Genomic DNA, 18,384 nt, shown 5'->3' on the forward strand with positions numbered 1-18,384 from the left:
TTCGCGGGGGTCGACTCGTGTTGGCGGGCTCCTTCCGAAGGGCGCGTCGGAGCTCGATTGAGCACCCGGATGAGCGGCTCCGTATTCACCTGTCGAATGCGGTACGGCCCAGTCAGGAAGCGGATCGGGATCCGTCCCGGCACTCTGGAGTGACTCGAAAAAACGCACGTCCCACGGGGGTAGGCTCGACTGCGGCCGGTGGGCGCCCCGATACACCGGCATCCGACATGTGGAGAGGAGCCCTGACCCAGGGTGAGCACCAAGCCGACCACCACAGACCTCGAGTGGACCGAGTTGGACCAGCGGTCCGTCGACACCGCGCGTGTCCTGGCCGCCGATGCCGTACAGAAGGTCGGCAACGGCCATCCGGGTACGGCGATGAGCCTGGCGCCTGCCGCCTACACCCTCTTCCAGAAGGTGATGCGGCACGACCCGGCGGACGCCGACTGGGTCGGACGGGACCGCTTCGTGCTGTCCGCCGGCCACTCGTCCCTGACCCTCTACACCCAGCTGTACCTGGCCGGCTTCGGCCTGGAGCTGGAGGACCTGAAGTCCTTCCGGACCTGGGGCTCGAAGACCCCCGGTCACCCCGAGTACGGGCACACGACCGGTGTGGAGACGACGACCGGCCCGCTCGGCCAGGGTGTCGCGAACGCGGTGGGCATGGCCATGGCCGCCCGCTACGAGCGCGGCCTGTTCGACCCGGAGGCCGCCGAGGGCGAGTCGCCCTTCGACCACTTCGTCTACTGCATCGCCGGTGACGGCTGCCTCCAGGAGGGCATCTCCGCCGAGGCGTCCTCGATGGCGGGCCACCAGAAGCTCGGCAACCTGATCCTGTTGTGGGACGACAACCACATCTCGATCGAGGGCGACACCGAGACGGCGGTGTCCGAGGACACCGTCAAGCGGTACGAGGCGTACGGCTGGCACGTCCAGCGCGTGGAGCCGAAGGCCGACGGCGACCTGGACCCGGCCGCGATCTACGAGGCCATTCAGAAGGCCAAGGCCGTCACGGACCGGCCGTCGTTCATCGCGATGCGCTCGATCATCGCCTGGCCGGCCCCGAACGCGCAGAACACCGAGGCCGCGCACGGCTCGGCGCTGGGCGACGACGAGGTCGCGGCGACCAAGCGGGTCCTGGGCTTCGACCCGGAGCAGTCGTTCGAGGTCTCCGACGAGGTCATCACGCACACCCGCAAGGCGCTGGAGCGGGGCCAGGCGGCGCGCGCGGTGTGGGAGAAGGCGTACCAGCAGTGGCGGGACAACAACCCCGAGCGCGCCGCGGAGTACGACCGCGTCGCCCAGGGTGAGCTGCCCACCGGCTGGGAGGAGAAGATCCCGGTCTTCGAGGTCGGCAAGGGCGTGGCCACGCGTGCCGCCTCCGGCAAGATCCTCCAGGCCCTCGGCGGGGTCATCCCCGAGCTGTGGGGCGGCTCGGCGGACCTGGCCGGCTCCAACAACACCACGATCGACAAGACCAGCTCCTTCCTCCCGGCGGACAACCCGCTGCCGGAGGCGAACCCGTACGGCCGCACGATCCACTTCGGTATCCGCGAGCACGCGATGGCCGCCGAGATGAACGGCATCGCGCTGCACGGCAACACCCGGATCTACGGCGGCACGTTCCTGGTCTTCTCCGACTACATGCGCAACGCGGTGCGGCTGTCGGCGCTGATGCACCTGCCGGTGACGTACGTCTGGACGCACGACTCCATCGGCCTCGGCGAGGACGGCCCGACGCACCAGCCCGTCGAGCACCTGGCGTCGCTGCGCGCGATCCCGGGCCTGAACGTCGTGCGCCCGGCCGACGCCAACGAGACCGCGGTCGCCTGGCGCGAGATCCTCAGGCGCTGGACGAAGGAGTTCGGCAAGGGCCAGCCGCACGGCCTGGCGCTGACGCGTCAGGGCGTTCCGACGTACGAGCCCAACGAGGACGCCGCCAAGGGCGGTTACGTCCTGTTCGAGGCCGAGGGCGGCGACGCCGAGGTGATCCTCATCGCCACCGGCTCGGAGGTGCACATCGCCGTCGAGGCGCGCGAGCAGCTCCAGGGCGCCGGCGTGCCCACGCGCGTCGTGTCCATGCCGTCGGTGGAGTGGTTCGAGCAGCAGGACCAGGGGTACCGGGACAGCGTCCTGCCGCCGTCCGTCCGGGCCCGTGTCGCGGTGGAGGCCGGTATCGGTCTCACGTGGCACAAGTACGTGGGGGACGCCGGCCGCATCGTTTCCCTGGAGCACTTCGGTGCTTCGGCCGACGGCAAGGTCCTCTTCCGCGAGTTCGGCTTCACTCCCGAGAACGTGGCCGCCGCCGCGCGGGAATCGATCGCCGCAGCTCAGCGCTGACGCTCATATACGACACGTAGGAGATGGAATTTCCATGACAGACGCACTCAAGCGCCTCTCCGAGGAAGGCGTGGCGATCTGGCTGGACGACCTGTCGCGCAAGCGGATCACGTCCGGCAACCTCGCCGAGCTGATCGACCAGCAGCACGTCGTGGGCGTCACCACCAACCCGTCGATCTTCCAGAAGGCGATCTCGCAGGGCGACGGCTACGACACACAGCTGACCGACCTCGCCGCCCGCAAGGTCACGGTCGAAGAGGCCATCCGCATGATCACGACGGCGGACGTCCGTGACGCCGCCGACATCCTGCGCCCGGTCTTCGACGCCACCGGCGGCCAGGACGGCCGGGTCTCGATCGAGGTCGACCCGCGCCTGGCGCACAACACGCGGGCCACGGTCGCCGAGGCCAAGCAGCTCGCCTGGCTGGTGGACCGGCCCAACACGCTCATCAAGATCCCGGCGACCGAGGCGGGCATCCCGGCCATCGCCGAGACCATCGGCCTGGGCATCAGCGTCAACGTCACGCTGATCTTCTCCCTGGAGCGCTACCGCCTGGTCATGGACGCGTTCCTGGAGGGCCTGGAGAAGGCCAAGGAGCGCGGCCTGGACCTGTCCCGGATCCACTCCGTGGCGTCGTTCTTCGTGTCCCGTGTGGACACCGAGATCGACAAGCGGATCGACGCGCTGGGCACCGACGAGGCCAAGGCCGCGCGCGGCAAGGCCGGTGTCGCCAACGCCCGGCTGGCCTACCAGGCGTACGAGGAGGTCTTCTCCTCGGACCGCTGGAGCGCCCTGGAGAAGGCGGGCGCCAACAAGCAGCGTCCGCTGTGGGCGTCCACCGGCGTGAAGGACAAGGCCTACAAGCCCACCCTCTACGTCGACGAGCTGGTCGCGCCCAACACGGTGAACACCATGCCCGAGGCGACCCTGTTCGCCACCGAGGAGCAGGGCGAGATCCGCGGCAACGCCGTCTCCGGCACGTACGAGCAGGCCCGCGCCGACCTCGACGCGGTCGAGAGGCTCGGGATCAAGTACGACGACGTGGTGCGGCTGCTGGAGGAGGAGGGCGTCCAGAAGTTCGAGGACTCCTGGACCGACCTGCTGAAGTCGACCGAGGCCGAGCTTCAGCGCCTCGCCCCCTCGGAGGGCTGAACAGGTGTCGAGCAGCAACCCGCTGCGTGACCCCGCGGACCGACGGCTCCCGCGTATCGCGGGGCCGTCGGGCCTGGTCATCTTCGGCGTCACGGGGGACCTGTCCCGCAAGAAGCTCATGCCCGCCGTGTACGACCTCGCCAACCGGGGTCTGCTGCCGCCGGGTTTCTCGCTGGTCGGCTTCGCCCGCCGCGAGTGGGCGCACGAGGACTTCGCGCAGGAGGTCCACGACGCGGTCAAGGAGCACGCCCGCACGCCCTTCCGCGAGGAGGTCTGGCAGCAGCTCATCCAGGGCATGCGCTTCGTGCAGGGCACGTTCGACGACGACGACGCGTTCGAGCGGCTGCGCTCCACGATCGAGGAGCTCGACAAGGCACAGGGCACGGGCGGCAACTTCGCCTTCTACCTGTCGGTGCCGCCGTCGGCCTTCCCCGTGGTCATCAAGCAGCTGAAGAAGCACCAGCTGGCCGACCAGACGGGCGGTTCCTGGCGGCGCGCGATCATCGAGAAGCCGTTCGGCCACAACCTGGAGTCGGCCGAGGAGCTCAACAAGCTCGTCCACGAGGTCTTCGCCCCGGACCAGGTCTTCCGCATCGACCACTACCTGGGCAAGGAGACCGTCCAGAACATCCTGGCGCTGCGTTTCGCCAACACGATGTTCGAGCCGATCTGGAACCGGTCCCTCGTGGACCATGTGCAGATCACCATGGCCGAGGACATCGGCATCGGCGGCCGGGCCGGGTACTACGACGGCATCGGCGCCGCGCGGGACGTGATCCAGAACCACCTGCTCCAGCTGATGGCGCTGACCGCGATGGAGGAGCCGGCCTCCTTCGACGCGGACGCGCTGGCCGCCGAGAAGACGAAGGTGCTCGGCGCCGTGCGGCTGCCGAAGGACATGGGCCGCGACACCGTGCGCGCCCAGTACGCGGCCGGCTGGCAGGGCGGCGCGAAGGTGATCGGCTATCTCGACGAGGACGGTATCGACGCCTCCTCGAAGACCGACACGTACGCCGCGATCAAGCTGGAGATCGACAACCGCCGCTGGGCGGGCGTCCCCTTCTACCTGCGCACCGGCAAGCGCCTCGGCCGCCGGGTGACGGAGATCGCGGTCGTCTTCCAGCGGGCCCCGCACTCCCCCTTCGACTCGACGGCCACCGAGGAGCTCGGCTCCAACGCGATCGTCATCCGCGTCCAGCCGGACGAGGGCGTGACGGTCCGCTTCGGTTCGAAGGTGCCGGGTACGTCGATGGAGATCCGGGACGTGTCGATGGACTTCGCCTACGGCGAGTCCTTCACCGAGTCGAGCCCGGAGGCGTACGAGCGTCTGATCCTGGACGTTCTGCTGGGTGACTCGAACCTCTTCCCGCGCACCGAGGAGGTCGAGCTGTCCTGGAAGATCCTCGACCCGATCGAGGAGTACTGGGACAAGAACGGCAAGCCCGCCCAGTACCCGGCCGGTACCTGGGGGCCCGTCGAGGCGGACGAAATGCTCGAGCGACACGGACGGAGCTGGCGCCGGCCATGAAGACAGACCTCACGGACACCACGGCCAGCAAGGTCAACAAGGCCCTGGTGCAGGGGCGGCGGGCGATCGGCACTCCGGCGGTCGGCATGGTGCTCACGCTGGTCATCGTGACGGACGAGGAGAACGCCTACGACGCGCTGAAGGCCGCGAGCGACGCCGCGCACGAGCACCCCTCGCGCACGCTCGTGGTCATCAAGCGTGTCTCCCGCTCGCCCCGCGACCGCACACAGTCCCGTCTGGACGCCGAGGTCCGGGTCGGCGCGGACGCGGGCACCGGCGAGACGGTCGTGCTCCGGCTGTACGGCGAGGTCGCGGACCACGCCCAGTCGGTGGTGCTGCCGCTGCTGCTGCCGGACGCCCCGGTGGTGGTGTGGTGGCCGGTGAACGCACCGCTCGACCCGGCGAAGGACCCCCTGGGTGCCCTCGCTCAGCGCCGCGTCACCGACACCTACGCCTCCGAGCAGCCGGTCCGCGACCTGGCGACCCGCTCGGGGACCTACACCCCCGGCGACACGGATCTGTCCTGGACCCGCATCACGCCCTGGCGTTCCATGCTGGCGGCGGCCCTCGACCAGGTCGCCTGCGAGGTGCGGGCCGTCGAGGTGGAGGGCGAGGAGTTCAACCCGAGCTGCGAGCTGCTGGCGATGTGGCTCGCGGACCGGCTGGACGTTCCCGTGAAGCGCTCGCTGTCCAGCGGCCCCGGTCTGACAGCCGTCCGGATGGACACCAACTGCGGCCCGATCAAGCTGGACCGTGCCGACGGTTCGCTGGCGACGCTCTCCATCGAGGGCCAGCCGGACCGGGCCGTCGCGCTCAAGCGCAGGGAGACCGCCGAGCTTATGGCGGAGGAGCTGCGGCGGCTCGACCCGGACGACACGTACGCGTCGGCGCTGCGGTATGGGGTGGACCGGCTGAAGTCCCCGTCGTCGGCGCCGGCAGGGCAGTCGGTGCCCAAAAGTGAAGGGCGAGCAGGACTCGCCCTTCCCGCTCCCGTTGAAAGGGCTGCGAAAGCACCCGCCGCGGAAGCGACGGCGCAGGCACCGGTGAGGCGGGAACCGCCCGAGCTGGAGCCGGTACGGAAGGCGACGACGAAGTGACCACGGCACCGCAGCTGGTCGTCCACCGCGACAAGGAGCTGATGGCGCAGGCCGCGGCGGCCCGGCTGATCACCAGGGTCGTGGACGCGCAGGCCTCCCGGGGTTCGGCGTCCGTGGTCCTGACGGGCGGCCGCAACGGCAACGGCCTGCTGGCCGCGCTGGCCGCGGCGCCCGCCCGGGACGCGATCGACTGGAGCCGGCTCGACCTCTGGTGGGGCGACGAGCGGTTCCTCCCCGAGGGCGACCCCGAGCGCAACATCACCCAGGCGAGGGAGGCTCTCCTCGACTCGGTGCCGCTCGATCCGAAGCGGGTGCACGCGATGCCCGCGTCGGACGGGCCGCACGGCACCGACGTGGACGCGGCGGCGGCCGCGTACGCGGAGGAGCTGGCAGCGGCGGCGGGCCCGGAGAACCACGGGCCCGTGCCGACGTTCGACGTGCTGATGCTGGGCGTCGGGCCGGACACGCATGTGGCGTCGCTGTTCCCGGAGCTGCCGGCGGTGCGTGAGACGGAGCGTACGGTCGTGGGCGTCCACGGCGCGCCCAAGCCGCCGCCGACCCGGGTGACGCTGACGCTGCCGGCGATCCGGGCGGCCCGTGAGGTGTGGCTTCTCGCGGCCGGGGAGGACAAGGCCCAGGCGGCCGCGATCGCCCTCTCGGGCGCGGGCGAGATCCAGGCCCCGGCGGCGGGGGCGTACGGCAGGAGCAGGACGCTGTGGCTGCTGGACGGGCCGGCGGCTTCGCAACTGCCGCGTTCCCTGTACCCGCCGGCTTCGGCCTAGGCATGCCAGGGGGCTCCGCACCCTGGACCTCCGTGCCTGCGCCCACCCGCCACCCGAAACTGCCTTCGGGTGGTGGGTGGGCACAGGCGGAGGCCCAGGGGTGGGGCCCCCTGGTACAGCGGCTACTTGACCGAGCCCGCCATCACGCCCTGCACAAAGTGCCTCTGGAACGCGAAGAACACGACGACGGGGACGACCAGCGACACGAACGCCCCCGGCGCCAGAACATCGATGTTGCTTCCGAACTGGCGTATCTGCGACTGGAGTTCCACGGTCAGCGGCTGTGACGTGCTGTCCGCGAACAGCAGCGCCACCAGCATGTCGTTCCAGACCCACAGGAACTGGAAGATGGCGAGCGAGGCGATCGCCGGCCGCCCCACGGGCAGGACCAGCCGCGTGAAGATGCGCCACTCGCTGCCCCCGTCCATGCGAGCCGCCTCCAGCATCTCCTTCGGCATCTCGGCGAAGTAGTTGCGGAGCAGGAACACCGCGAACGGCAGGCCGTAGGCCACGTGGAAGAGGACGACACCGGGGATCGTGCCGAACAGGCCCAGCTGCCCGAACAGTTTGGCGACCGGCAGCAGTCCGATCTGCACCGGCACCACCAGCAGCGCGACCACGACCAGGAAGATCGTCTCCCGCCCGGGGAAGTCCAGCCACGCGAAGGCGTAGCCCGCGAGGGCCGCGATCACCACGACCAGGACCGTCGTGGGCACCGATATCAGCACCGTGTTCCAGAACGCCTGGGTGATCCCGGCGTTCCCCAGCAGCGACCCGTAGTTGTCGAAGGACAGCTGCCCGGGGCTGGAGAACACCGTCCACCAGCCGCCCTTGGCCGTGTCCTCCGCGGACCGCAGCGAGGACAGGAACAGTCCGGCCAGCGGCGTCATCCACACCAGGCCGACCAGGACGAGGAAGGCCTGGACGAGGCCGTTGCCCAGTCCGCGCCGAACCGCGTTCATCGCTGACTCCTTCGGAAGCGGTGGACGTTGAACACCATGGCCGGGACGACCAGCAGCAGGAGCAGCACGCCGAGGGCGCTGCCGAGTCCCTGGTTGTTGCCGCCGCCGAACGACACCAGCCACATCTGCGTCGCGAGCACGGTCGCGTCCTCCTGCACGGGGCCGGGCGCGATGATGTAGACGAGGTCGAAGACCTTCATCACGTTGATGACGAGGGTGATGAACACGACCGAGAGCACCGGTGCCAGCAGCGGCACCGTGATCCGCCGGAAGATCTGCCACTCGTTCGCGCCGTCCATCCGCGCCGCCTCCAGGGCGTCCCGGGGCAGTGTCGACAGGCCCGCCCCGATCAGCACCATGGCGAAGCCGGTCCAGATCCACAGGTAGGCGCCGATGATCGCCGGGGTGACCAGCGCCGGCCCGAGCCAGGAGACGCCGTCGTAGGGCTGGGCGAAGTTCGACGACGGAAGTCTGACCTCGTAGGAGCCGGATGCGAGGCTTTCGAAGCGGAAGGAACCGTCGGCGGCCGTGGTGGTCGTGGCGATCGTCTCGCCGTCGCGGACCGCCTCGACCTTCATCTCCGGCAGCCCGCTCTCCCGCCGGTCGACCTTGCCCTGTTCCCCTCCGCCGCCGGGCGTGAAGTCGAGGTAGACGACTCCGCGCAGTTCGTCGGCGGCGGCCTTGCGTGCCGCCGCCGCGTAGGCCGGCTCGGCTCCGCCCGGCAGGTCGTCGGGCTGTACGCCGACCAGACCCAGCGCCACCGCGTCCCCGGGCGCCACGCTGGTGCTCGTGCGGTAGGAGCCGTCCTTGTCCTTCGTCAGGCCCTGGGCGTCACGGGCCCGGGCCGTGGGGTAGGAGGACTCCCCCTTGAAGGCGTCGTGGACGGAGACGACCGCGGCGTTGAGCACTCCCTTGTCGGGGTCCTCGTCGTAGGCGAGCCGGAAGATGATGCCGGCGGCGAGGAAGGAGACGGCCATCGGCATGAAGAGGAGCAGCTTGAAGGCCGTGGCCCAGCGGACCTTCTCCACCAGCACCGCGAGGATCAGACCGAGACCGGTGAGCAGGGCCGGGGCGATGACGACCCAGATGGCCGTGTTGCGGACGGCCTTGAGGGTCGCCGGGTCCCGGAACATCTCGGCGTAGTTGTCGCCGCCGACGAAGCTCGTCCCCGAGGCGTCGAAGAAGCTGCGGCCGATGCTGAACAGCACCGGGTAGACGACGAGCGCGCCGAGCAGCAGCAGCGCGGGCAGCACGAACAGCAGGGCGATGATCTTCCCGCGCCGGCGCAGTCGCCGGGTGCGGTCTGCGACCTGGCCGGGAGGTGGTGAACTCGTCTCTTTCACGAGGGTGGCTGTCACGGCGTATCAGTCCTGGTACGCCTTGGCCGCCGCGGCCTCCAGCTTCGCCGCGGTGCCCTTCGGGTCGGACGGGTCGCGCAGGAAGTCCTGCAGCAGCTTCCATTCGCCGGTGCCCTTGGTGCCGCCGAACGCGGCCGGGGCCTGGTCGGACATGTCGAAGCGGACCGAGTCGCCGGCCTGGACGAGGGACTCGGCGGTGGCACGGGTGACGTCGTCGCCGTACTTCGCGACGTCGAGCTTCTTGTTCGGGGAGAGGAAGCCGCCCGCCTCCGCCCACACGGCCGAGGCCTCGGGGGTGGCCAGGTACTCCAGGAACGCCTGGGCGGCCTTCTGGTTCTTGCCGTCCTTGAGGACGACGGCGGCGTCGCCGCCGCTGACGACCGGTGCCTCGCCGCCGCCGACCGCCGGGAACGGGAAGAAGTTCGCGTCCTGGCCGACCTTCTTGCCGAACTGGTCCTTGGCGACACCGGCGACGAAGTCGCCCTCGTAGACCATGCCGGCCTCGGGCTCGGGGCCGAACACCTTCTCCACGGAGCCGGGGAAGTCGGTGTTCAGTGCGCCCTTCTGGCCGCCCGCGATGAGCTGCTTGTCCTTGAAGAGCTTGCCGAGCGTGGTGAGGGCGTCGACGACGGACGCGTCCGTCCACTTCAGCTTGTGTGCGGCGAGGGCGTCGTACTTCTCGGGGCCGGCCTGGGAGAGGTAGACGTTCTCGAACCAGTCGGTGAGGGTCCAGCCGTCCTGCCCGGCGACGGAGAACGCGGCGAGGCCGGAGTCGGACACGGTCTGTCCGGCCTTGAGCATCTCGTCGTAGGACTTCGGGGGCTTCACGCCGGCCTGTTCGAGGGCGTCGGGGCTGTACCAGACGGTCGACTTGTGGGCGGCCTTGAAGTAGAGGCCGTAGAGGGTGCCGTCGACGCTGCCGTACTTCTTCCACACGGGGGCGTATCCGGCGTCGACGGCCTGCTCGGTCTTCTTCGACAGCGGCTTGAGCCAGCCCTTCTGCGCGAACTGCTTGAGCACGCCGACCTGCGGGACCATCACCACGTCGGGGGCGTTGCCGCCCTCGATCTTGCTGCCGACGACGGTGGAGACGTTGTCGCCGGTGGAGACGAACTGGGTCTTGGCGCCGGTCTTCTCGGTGAAGGCGTCGAGCACCTTCTGGAAGTTCTTCTGCTCGGTGCCGGACCAGACGCCGGCCACGGTGACCGACTGGCCGCCGAGGGCCTTGTCGCCGCCGCCGGCCGAGACGGGTCCGCCGCCGCAGGCGGTCGCGCCGAGCGCCAGGGCGAGGGCGGTGCAGCCGGTGAGGAGGGTGGTGCGTCGTCGCATCATCATCGATGTCCCTTCGGGAGGTTGACTTGCGGGGCGTTCGCTTGCGGGCGGGCTCTCGTGGGTCGTCAGGAACGGATCCACCAGGCGGCCGTCGAGCCGGAGAGCACTCCGGACGGGCAGGGGCCGCTGGCGAGAAGGGGGGTGCCGGGGACCGGCGCGGGGGTGGGGGCCGTGCCGAAGTTGACGGCGCAGACCAGGTCGTCGCCGCGTTCGAAGGCCAGCACGCCGGGCGGGGCGTCGAGCCAGCGCAGCGTGCCCTCGCCCAACTGGGGCAGTGCGGAGCGCAGTTGGAGGCCGTCGCGGTACAGGTGCCAGAAGGAGCGGGTGTCGGCGAGGGCGCGGTCGGTGGCGTACTGGGCGAAGTACTCCGGCTGCGGCAGCCACGGCTTGGCGCTCTCCACACCGGGCGTGAAGCCGAACGGTGAGGCCTGGCCCGACCAGGGCAGGGGCACCCGGCAGCCGTCGCGGATGCGGGCGCGGCTGCCGGTGCGGCGGAAGATCGGGTCGGTGAGCACGTCGTCGGGCAGGTCGACGACCTCCGGCAGGCCGAGCTCCTCGCCCTGGTAGATGTAGGCGGCTCCGGGCAGCGCCAGCATCAGCAACGCGGCGGCGCGGGCGCGGGCGGCGCCGAGGCCGCTGCCCTCGGTGGCGGGTTCGCCGTAGCGGGTGACGGTGCGGACCTGGTCGTGGTTGTTGAGGACCCAGGTGACCGTCGAGCCGGTGCCCGCGATGTCCTGCATGGCCTCGGAGATGACCTTCTGGAAGGCGTCGGCGTCCCAGGAGGCGCTGAGCAGGTCGAAGAAGAAGGCCTGGTGCAGCTCGTCGGAGCGGACGTACTGGGCGTGCTCGCGGGCGGTCGGGACGGAGACCTCGCCGACGAGGAGGCGTTCGCAGCCGTCGCGCTCGGTGTACTCCTCGCATATGGAGCGCCAGCGGCGCCACACGTCGTGCACCTCCGGCTGGTTCCAGGCGAGCGGGTTGACCGAGTCGCGGGTGCGGGCGTCGGCCTCCGGGTCGTCGGAGTCGGGCAGCTCGGGGTGCTTGTAGAGGCCGGCGGCGACGTCGATGCGGAAGCCGTCGACGCCCCGGTCGAGCCAGAAACGCAGCACCCGGTCGAACTCGGCGGCGACCTCCTGGTCGCGCCAGTTCCAGTCGGGCTGCTCGGGCGTGAACATGTGCAGGTACCACTGGCCGGGCGTCCCGTCCGGCTCGGTGACCCGGCTCCACGCCGGGCCGCCGAACATGGCGTGCCAGTTGTTGGGCGGCTCGGCGCCGTCCGGGCCGCGGCCGTCGGCGAAGTGGAAGCGGGCCCGGGCCGGACTGCCGGCGGGAGTGGCGAGCGCCTCGCGGAACCAGGGGTGCTCGCTGGAGCAGTGGTTCGGGACGATGTCCAGCAGCACCTTGATGCCCAGCCGCCGGGCGGCCCCGACCAACTGGTCGAACTCGTCGAGGTCGCCGAAGAGCGGGTCGACGTCGCAGTAGTCGGCCACGTCGTAGCCGTGGTCGTGCTGCGGCGAGGGATAGAAGGGGCTCAGCCAGATCCCGTCGACGCCGAGCTTCTTGAGGTACGGCAGTCCGGCCCGGACGCCGGCGAGGTCGCCGATGCCGTCGCCGGTGCTGTCGAGGAAGCTGCGGACGTACACCTGATAGATCACTGCGTCACGCCACCAGTGGTGCCTGTTCAACCCATCGACCTGTCTCTGAGGAGGGCAGCGGTTATGCATGCATGTTAAGTAGGCGTGTCGAGAGGGTGTCAATGAAAAGTCAGCAGGTATCGCATGCCCGGGGTGCCCAAATACGGGCATAGCGGGGCAAGGGTCAGGGAGATGAGATGCCCGCGTTACCTAACAAGTAAGTAGGACGGGTCGTGGAAAGCGCTAGCCGCGCGAGATGACGGCGAGCTCGCGCGCCAGTCGTCGCACCGCCGCGGCGGGCGTCTGGTGCCCCGCCATCGCGTCGTGCACGACCGCCTGCACCACCAGGCTCACCTGGCCGTAGCGCGGGCTCTTGGGGCGCGGCTCGGCCGCCAGGACGCTCGTCCGCAGGGTCGGCAGGTAGGGGAACCTGCGGATGAGCTCGGGATCCCGGTAGAGATCCGCGCGCACGGGCGGCAGCGCACCGCGCGTGAGAACCTGCCGCTGGACGCCCTCACTGGTGAGGTACGCGATCAGGCGGGCCGCCGAGTCGGGGTGGCGGGCAAGTGCGCTGACGGCCAGGTTGGAGCCGCCCAGGACGCTGGTCCCCGGTCCGTCGGGTCCGGGCAGGGGAACGGCACCGACCTTCCCGGCGACCTTCGAACCGGGGGCGGAGGCACCGACGTAGGCGTAGGGCCAGTTCCGCAGGAAGAGCAGCCGGCCGTCCTGGAAGGCCTGCTTGGACTCCTCCTCCTTGTACGTCAGCGCTTCCTTCGGGATCCAGCCCTCGCGCACTCCGCGCGCCAGGAACCCGATGCCCTCGCGGGCCGCCGAGGAGTCGACGGTGACGCGCTCGCCCTCGTCGCCGAGGATCGATCCGCCCGCCGAGTAGACGGCCTCGGCCGCGTTCACGGTGAGGCCCTCGTAGGGCAGGAACTGCCCGGCGTAACCGTCGAGGCCGTGCTTCGGAGCGATGGTCTTGGCGTATCGCTCCAGCTCCGCCCAGGTGCGCGGCGGATCGACGCCCTCCTTCGCGAGGACGTCCTTGCGGTACAGCAGCAGGCCGGCGTTGGTCACGTACGGGACGGCGTAGAGCTGCCCGTCGTAGGTCGCCGTGTCCACGACCGGCTGGAGGAAGGTCTTCAGGGGGAAGCGGTCCCGGGGCAGTGGCCTGATCCAGCCCGCCGCGGCGAACTCCGGGGTCCAGTTGACGTCGATGTTGAGCACGTCGAACCGGCTGCGGTCGCCGTCGCGCAGGTCGGTGATCATCTGCGCCTGGGTCTCGTCGGCCGAGTCCGGCAGCTCGACGAGGGTCACCTTCTCGCCGGGGTGGGTGCGATTCCAGCCCTCCAGCAGGGGGCCGAGATAGCCGGTGAGGTCCCCCGCGGTGGCCAGCGTGAGGGGCCCGCGCCCGTCCTCGGAGGGCTCGCCCGCCTGCGCTCCGGCGGCGACGTAGCCTGTCAGGACCACGACGAGAACGAGGAGGCCCCTACCCGCGGCATGGATCCACCGCATAGGTTCCTCCCTGTACACCGGCGCTGGGCACCCTTGCCCGGAATCAGAGGCCATGTATACCTGTTAGGTATGGGCGATACTAGGGCCTGGAGCACATTGGACCGGACAGGAGGACTGCACGCGTGCGCCTGCCCCTCCTGGCCCTCCTCGCCCGCGGGCCCGCCCACGGCTACGAGCTCAAGCAGGACCTTGAGCAACTGCTGGGCTCCGCGTACCCTCAGCCGAACGTCGGCCAGATCTATGTGACCCTCGGCCGCCTCGAGAAGTCGGGACTGATCGAGGGCGAGGACGTGGCGCAGTCCAGCCGGCCCAACAAAAAGGTCTACCACCTCACCGACGCCGGGCGGGAGGAGCTGCGCGCCTGGTTCGAGGAGCCCGAGGACGAGCCGCGGGTGCGCGACGAGTTCTTCATGAAGCTGGCGCTCGCTCCGCAGACCGGTCTCGCCGAGCAGATCACCCTGATCAACCAGCAGCGGCGCCAATACCTGAACACCATGCGGCAGCTGTCGAAGCTGGCCGCCGCCGAAAACCGCGACAACCGCATCGCCCATCTGCTGATCGAGGGCGCGATGCTGCACCTGCAGGCCGACCTCGACTGGCTGGAGCGGTGCCAGGAAGAGCTGGAGGAGCTGGAGTGAGCGACGACCGTCCCGCTCCTGTGCTGCGCGCCGAGGGGCTGGTGAAGACCCACCACGGCGAAGGTGCCCCGGCCCACGCCGTGCGCGGGGTCGACCTGTGCGTACGGCAGGGCGAGTTCGTGGCGATCACCGGCCCGTCCGGCGCGGGCAAGTCGACGCTGCTGCATCTGCTCGGCGGACTCCAGCGGCCGGACGCGGGCCGCATCTGGCTCGACGGCGAGTCCACCGACACCTACGGCGAGGCGCGCTGGGCGGTGGAGCGCAGGAAGCGCATCGGCATCGTCTTCCAGTTCTTCAACCTCGTCTCGAACCTGTCCGTCGCCGACAACGTGGAGCTGCCCGCCCTGCTCGCCGGGACCCCGCCGAAGCAGGCGCGCGCCGAGCGGGAGGCGCTGCTGGCCGAGCTGGGCCTGACGGGCAAGGAGCGCAGCATGCCCGGCGAGCTGTCCGGCGGTGAGCAGCAGCGCGTCGCCCTGGCCCGGGCCCTGGTCAACCACCCGCCGCTGCTGCTGGCCGACGAACCCGCGGGCAGCCTCGACAGCAAGGGCACCCGCGAGGTGATGCGGCTGCTGTCCCGCTTCCACCAGCGCGGCCAGACGATCGTGCTGGTCACCCATGACGCCCGGCTGGCGAGCGCCGCGGACCGGGTCATCAGCTTCTTCGACGGCAGGATCGCCGACGACGCGGCACTCGACGGCGGCACCACCCCGCCGCGCCGGTCCGGTATATCCGGTGTGCTGGAGCTGAAGGACTGACATGCGGGTGCACGACGACCCCCGGAAGGGCTGACCCGGATGCGAGCCACCCTGCGCTGGGCCCACTCCGATCTGCGCACGCACCGCGGCGAGGCACTGTTCCTCGTCCTCGCCACCGCCGGCATCGTCGCCTCCCTGCTGCTGGCCACGGCCCTGTTCGGATACGCCACCAACCCCTGGCAGCGCGTCTTCACGCAGTCGCACGGCGCGCATGTGTGGCTGCACACCGACACGGCGGCCGACACCGGGAAGCTGGCCGGTCTCGACGGCGTGGAATCCCTCGTCGGTCCCTATCCCAGCGCCGCCACCACCGTCTCCGCGCGGGGCAGCCGTGCCGCCGTCGAACTGCGCGGCATGCCGGAAGGGTCCTCCGACGGCCGCCCACCACTGGTCTCCGGGCACTGGCTGGACCCGTCGCATCCCAACGGCGTGGTTCTGGAGAGCCGCCTGGCCCGTGCCCTGCTGGCCGGGCCCGGCGACACCCTCGACGTGCCCGGCACCGCCCGCGAGCTGACCGTCGTGGGACTCGCCGACAGCGCCGAGCCGCGCTACCGGCCCGGTGAGCAGCCGGGTCTGGTGTGGGCACTGCCGTCGGCCGTGCCGGACCCCGGCGGCCAGGTGATCGGGCTGCGGCTGACGGACCCGGGCGACACGTCCTACATCGTCCAGCGCGCGGTGACGGTGCTGGGCTCCGGGGCGATCGGCGAGGTCTCCACCTGGCAGCAGGCGCGGGCCGAGGCACAGGGCGACAACCGGCTGCTCGGCCAGGTGCTGGGGCTGTTCGGGCTGGGTGCGCTGGTCGCGGCCGGACTCGCCGTGCACGGGGCGATCGGCACGCGCATCCGCGGGCACCTGCGCGACCTCTCCGTCCTGAAGGCCATCGGCTTCACTCCCGGCCAGGTGGTCCGCATCTTCCTGCTCCAGCACCTCGCCTACGCCCTGCTGGGCGCCCTGGCCGCCGCCGCCCTCGCCGAGGCCCTGGGCAGCCGGATCCCCGGGCGGCTCGGGGACGCGGTCGGCGTGTGGCAGGGGCTGCCCGGCCACACCGCTGCGCTGCTCGTGGTGCCGGTGGGTGCGGTGCTGTTCATCGGCGCGACCACCGGGCTGGCCGCCTGGCGGGCCGGGCGCGTGCCGCCGGTGCCGGTGCCGAGATCAGCCGCGACGCAGGGGGGACGGCTGTCGGGGGTGGCGCGGCGGGCCCTCGGTGTGCGGGTTCCGCCCGCGCTGGTGCTCGGGTGGCACCGGGCGTTCACGCGCCGCCCCCGGTCCCTGGCCACGGTCGCCCGGCTCACGCTGCCCCTGCTGCTGATCGTCGTGGCGGTGAGCGCCTGGACCACCCTCGACCGCTTCCACAGCGAGCCCGAGCGGATCGGCCTGCCCACCACGCTCAGCGTCCGCGCCGACGCCGGGATGGGCGAACGGCAGGCCCGCTCGCTCCTGGAGAGCGACCCGGAGGTGACCGCCGCCTACCCGGGTGTGGAGACGACCGCCCTGGGTCCGAGCCAGACCGCGACCATCGCCCTGCGCGGCCTCGGCACCCGGCAGGACCCCTACCCCTACACCCTCGCCGAGGGCCGTCCGGCCCGCGGCACCGACGAGGCCGTGGCCGGGCAGGGCCTGCTCGACCTGCTGGACGTGCGCGTGGGCGCCTGGGTCCGGATGACCGTCGGCGACCAGCCGCAGATCCTGCACATCGTGGGCCGCAGCATCGAGCCGGACAACGCCGGCCGGGTCATCTCCACGTCCCTCGACACCCTCCGCGAGAACAACCCGGGGCTCCGGCCGACCCTCTACGAGCTCCGCCTGGACCCCGGGGCCGACCCGCAGCAGGTCGCCGACCGGCTCGCCGCCGCGGGGCGCGGCCATCTGGACGTGCACAGGGTGGCGAACCCGGCGGACGGACTGTCCCCGTTGCGCGCGGTCGTCGCCTGGCTGATCGCCGTCCTCGCCCTCATCGGGCTCATCGAACTGCTGACCGCGATCGGCGGCACCGTCCGGGAGAGCGAACGGGACCTGCTGGCCCTGAAGGCCATCGGCCTGTCCCCCCGGCAGATCACGGCGATCACCGTCACGGCCACCGGCCTCACGGCCCTGGCGGCCGTCCTCGCCGCCATCGCCCTGGGCCTGCCCCTGGCCCGGTGGCTGATCGACGCACAGGGCCGGTCCAGCGGCATCGGCTCCGGGATCGCCCAGAGCCCGTCGGCGATCCTGATGGTGCTGCTCGGGACGGCGGCCGTGCTCTGCGCCGCCGCCCTGGCGGCCCTCCCCGCGGCCCGCGCGGCCCGACGGCGCCTCGCGGACACGCTGAGCGCGGTCGCCTGACGCCGTTACCGCCCCCGAGTCAGCCTCCGTACGGGTGCTGCGGGGGGTACGGCGGCTGGGGGTGCGGGGTGTAGGGGTGTTGCGGGTGCGCGGCGTACGGGTGCTGCCCGCTCGGCGCGTAGGGATGCCCGTACGGGTTTGCCTGCGGCGGCACGTGGGGCGAGCCCGCCGGTGGCATCGACGGGACCGGCCCGGACACGGGCGGGTGTGTCGCCGGATGGGCGTTCAGCCGGATTCCGTACCGGCGCTTCAGCCGCCGCATCTCCAGCAGCGCGATGGCGGTGACCGTCACGGGCGCGCCCAGGATGAAGACGATGCCCAGGGTGAGGCTGAGCCCGTGCAGATCACCGGTCACCAGGTCCGGGACGGCCACCAGCCAACTGGTCACCAGGGCGAGCAGCGGCGGCAGGCAGCGGTGGACGGCGGCCGTGCCGAAGAAGTTGCCCGAGACCCGTACCGCTCCGGAGGCCGTGAAGGCGAGCAGCCAGAGCATCAGCATGCCGAACCCGATGATCCCGGCGACGTTCGCGGACGCGTTCACCGTCCGCACCAGCAGCAGCACGGCGGCCACGCAGCCGACGAACAGCACGAGCAGCGCGAGGGACCTGAACAGCGGCGTCCGCAACTGCCGTACCGTGCCGCCACGCCGCCACACCCACAGCATCGCCCCGACGGTGAGCGGGGTGAGGAAGAGCAGGACGACCGAGGCCGTCATCGCGTTCTCCAGCAGCTCCGTGAGGTCGAAGCCGCCCTCGACGAAGGTGTAGACACCGAGCGAGGCGACCGCCCCGGCGACGACGCGGAACCGCTTCAGGCGCTCCACGGACGGGTCGAGCGACTGCGGGATCCACGCGGGGTGGAACACCGCCCGGGCCACGTCATGGGGTTTCAGCAGGGACCCCGCCGTCAGGGTGCCGCCCGTCCAACTGCCGCGTGTGCGTGCCACTTCGCGCTCCCCCGAGCACTCG

The 18,384-nt window shown here is 71.1% G+C and carries 14 protein-coding genes; 8 read left to right on the plus strand and 6 right to left on the minus strand.

Annotation, left to right across the window (positions count from 1 at the left end; all coding sequences use genetic code 11):
* Positions 1-252: 252 nt before the first annotated feature.
* The 5 genes from tkt to pgl are packed head-to-tail and all read left to right on the plus strand — an operon-like array spanning position 253 to position 6,900.
* Entirely contained in the window at positions 253-2,340 is a 2,088-nt protein-coding gene (gene tkt, locus AB0F04_RS07985; RefSeq protein ID WP_362038985.1) for a transketolase, read from the plus strand.
* 34 nt (positions 2,341-2,374) lie between these two features.
* A complete protein-coding gene (gene tal / locus AB0F04_RS07990) occupies positions 2,375-3,493 on the plus strand; it encodes a transaldolase (RefSeq protein WP_362038988.1) in 1,119 nt (372 codons plus the stop codon).
* 4 nt (positions 3,494-3,497) lie between these two features.
* Positions 3,498-5,021 carry a glucose-6-phosphate dehydrogenase gene (zwf, locus tag AB0F04_RS07995; RefSeq protein WP_053671181.1) on the plus strand — a complete coding sequence of 508 codons (1,524 nt, stop codon included), beginning with the start codon at positions 3,498-3,500 and terminating at the stop codon, positions 5,019-5,021.
* On the plus strand, positions 5,018-6,118 hold the full coding sequence (gene opcA / locus AB0F04_RS08000) for a glucose-6-phosphate dehydrogenase assembly protein OpcA (RefSeq protein WP_362038991.1): 1,101 nt from the start codon (positions 5,018-5,020) through the stop codon (positions 6,116-6,118). The genes zwf and opcA overlap by 4 nt, the downstream gene beginning before the upstream one ends.
* On the plus strand, positions 6,115-6,900 hold the full coding sequence (pgl, locus tag AB0F04_RS08005) for a 6-phosphogluconolactonase (RefSeq protein ID WP_362038994.1): 786 nt from the start codon (positions 6,115-6,117) through the stop codon (positions 6,898-6,900). The genes opcA and pgl overlap by 4 nt, the downstream gene beginning before the upstream one ends.
* 122 nt (positions 6,901-7,022) lie before the next feature.
* Here the strand turns inward: pgl and AB0F04_RS08010 are convergent, their stop codons facing one another.
* The 5 genes from AB0F04_RS08010 to AB0F04_RS08030 form a co-directional block, all read right to left on the minus strand.
* On the minus strand, positions 7,023-7,862 hold the full coding sequence (locus AB0F04_RS08010; RefSeq protein WP_362038995.1) for a carbohydrate ABC transporter permease: 840 nt from the start codon (positions 7,860-7,862) through the stop codon (positions 7,023-7,025).
* Positions 7,859-9,220 carry a sugar ABC transporter permease gene (locus tag AB0F04_RS08015; RefSeq protein ID WP_362038998.1) on the minus strand — a complete coding sequence of 454 codons (1,362 nt, stop codon included), beginning with the start codon at positions 9,218-9,220 and terminating at the stop codon, positions 7,859-7,861. The genes AB0F04_RS08010 and AB0F04_RS08015 overlap by 4 nt, the downstream gene beginning before the upstream one ends.
* 6 nt (positions 9,221-9,226) lie before the next feature.
* Positions 9,227-10,552 (minus strand): ABC transporter substrate-binding protein, encoded by a 1,326-nt coding sequence (locus tag AB0F04_RS08020; protein ID WP_362039787.1) that lies wholly within the window; start codon positions 10,550-10,552, stop codon positions 9,227-9,229.
* Between the two features lie 65 nt (positions 10,553-10,617).
* Complete coding sequence (locus tag AB0F04_RS08025; protein WP_362039000.1) at positions 10,618-12,276, minus strand: glycoside hydrolase family 13 protein; 1,659 nt, start codon at positions 12,274-12,276, stop codon at positions 10,618-10,620.
* Positions 12,277-12,429: 153 nt separating this feature from the next.
* The gene (locus AB0F04_RS08030) at positions 12,430-13,701 is read right to left on the minus strand and encodes an ABC transporter substrate-binding protein (protein WP_362039002.1); all 1,272 of its coding nucleotides are present in this window, start codon (positions 13,699-13,701) and stop codon (positions 12,430-12,432) included.
* Between the two features lie 122 nt (positions 13,702-13,823).
* Here AB0F04_RS08030 and AB0F04_RS08035 point away from each other — a divergent pair, with 122 nt between their 5' ends.
* The 3 genes from AB0F04_RS08035 to AB0F04_RS08045 are packed head-to-tail and all read left to right on the plus strand — an operon-like array spanning position 13,824 to position 17,416.
* Positions 13,824-14,339, plus strand: a complete 516-nt coding sequence (locus AB0F04_RS08035) for a PadR family transcriptional regulator (RefSeq protein ID WP_362039003.1) — start codon at positions 13,824-13,826, stop codon at positions 14,337-14,339.
* The gene (locus AB0F04_RS08040; protein WP_362039005.1) at positions 14,336-15,094 is read left to right on the plus strand and encodes an ABC transporter ATP-binding protein; all 759 of its coding nucleotides are present in this window, start codon (positions 14,336-14,338) and stop codon (positions 15,092-15,094) included. The genes AB0F04_RS08035 and AB0F04_RS08040 overlap by 4 nt, the downstream gene beginning before the upstream one ends.
* A 39-nt stretch (positions 15,095-15,133) precedes the next feature.
* Positions 15,134-17,416: an FtsX-like permease family protein gene (locus AB0F04_RS08045; RefSeq protein WP_362039007.1), complete on the plus strand. Its 2,283-nt coding sequence runs from the start codon at positions 15,134-15,136 to the stop codon at positions 17,414-17,416.
* Positions 17,417-17,435: 19 nt separating this feature from the next.
* Here the strand turns inward: AB0F04_RS08045 and AB0F04_RS08050 are convergent, their stop codons facing one another.
* Positions 17,436-18,362, minus strand: coding sequence for a hypothetical protein (locus tag AB0F04_RS08050; protein ID WP_362039009.1), 927 nt, complete (start codon positions 18,360-18,362; stop codon positions 17,436-17,438).
* Between the last annotated feature and the right edge of the window lie 22 nt (positions 18,363-18,384).

Source organism: Streptomyces sp. NPDC029041 (genome assembly GCF_040637515.1).
In the GTDB taxonomy this organism is placed as follows: Bacteria; Actinomycetota; Actinomycetes; order Streptomycetales; family Streptomycetaceae; genus Streptomyces.

Excerpts from the sequence above, each read along its gene's own strand:
- AB0F04_RS08045 (WP_362039007.1), top strand. The coding sequence starts at position 15,134 with ATGCGAGCCACCCTGCGCTGGGCCCACTCCGATCTGCGCACGCACCGC.
- AB0F04_RS08010 (WP_362038995.1), bottom strand. The coding sequence starts at position 7,862 with ATGAACGCGGTTCGGCGCGGACTGGGCAACGGCCTCGTCCAGGCCTTC.
- AB0F04_RS08020 (WP_362039787.1), bottom strand. The coding sequence starts at position 10,552 with ATGATGCGACGACGCACCACCCTCCTCACCGGCTGCACCGCCCTCGCC.
- AB0F04_RS08025 (WP_362039000.1), bottom strand. The coding sequence starts at position 12,276 with ATGCATAACCGCTGCCCTCCTCAGAGACAGGTCGATGGGTTGAACAGG.
- tal (WP_362038988.1), top strand. The coding sequence starts at position 2,375 with ATGACAGACGCACTCAAGCGCCTCTCCGAGGAAGGCGTGGCGATCTGG.
- AB0F04_RS08030 (WP_362039002.1), bottom strand. The coding sequence starts at position 13,701 with ATGCGGTGGATCCATGCCGCGGGTAGGGGCCTCCTCGTTCTCGTCGTG.
- opcA (WP_362038991.1), top strand. The coding sequence starts at position 5,018 with ATGAAGACAGACCTCACGGACACCACGGCCAGCAAGGTCAACAAGGCC.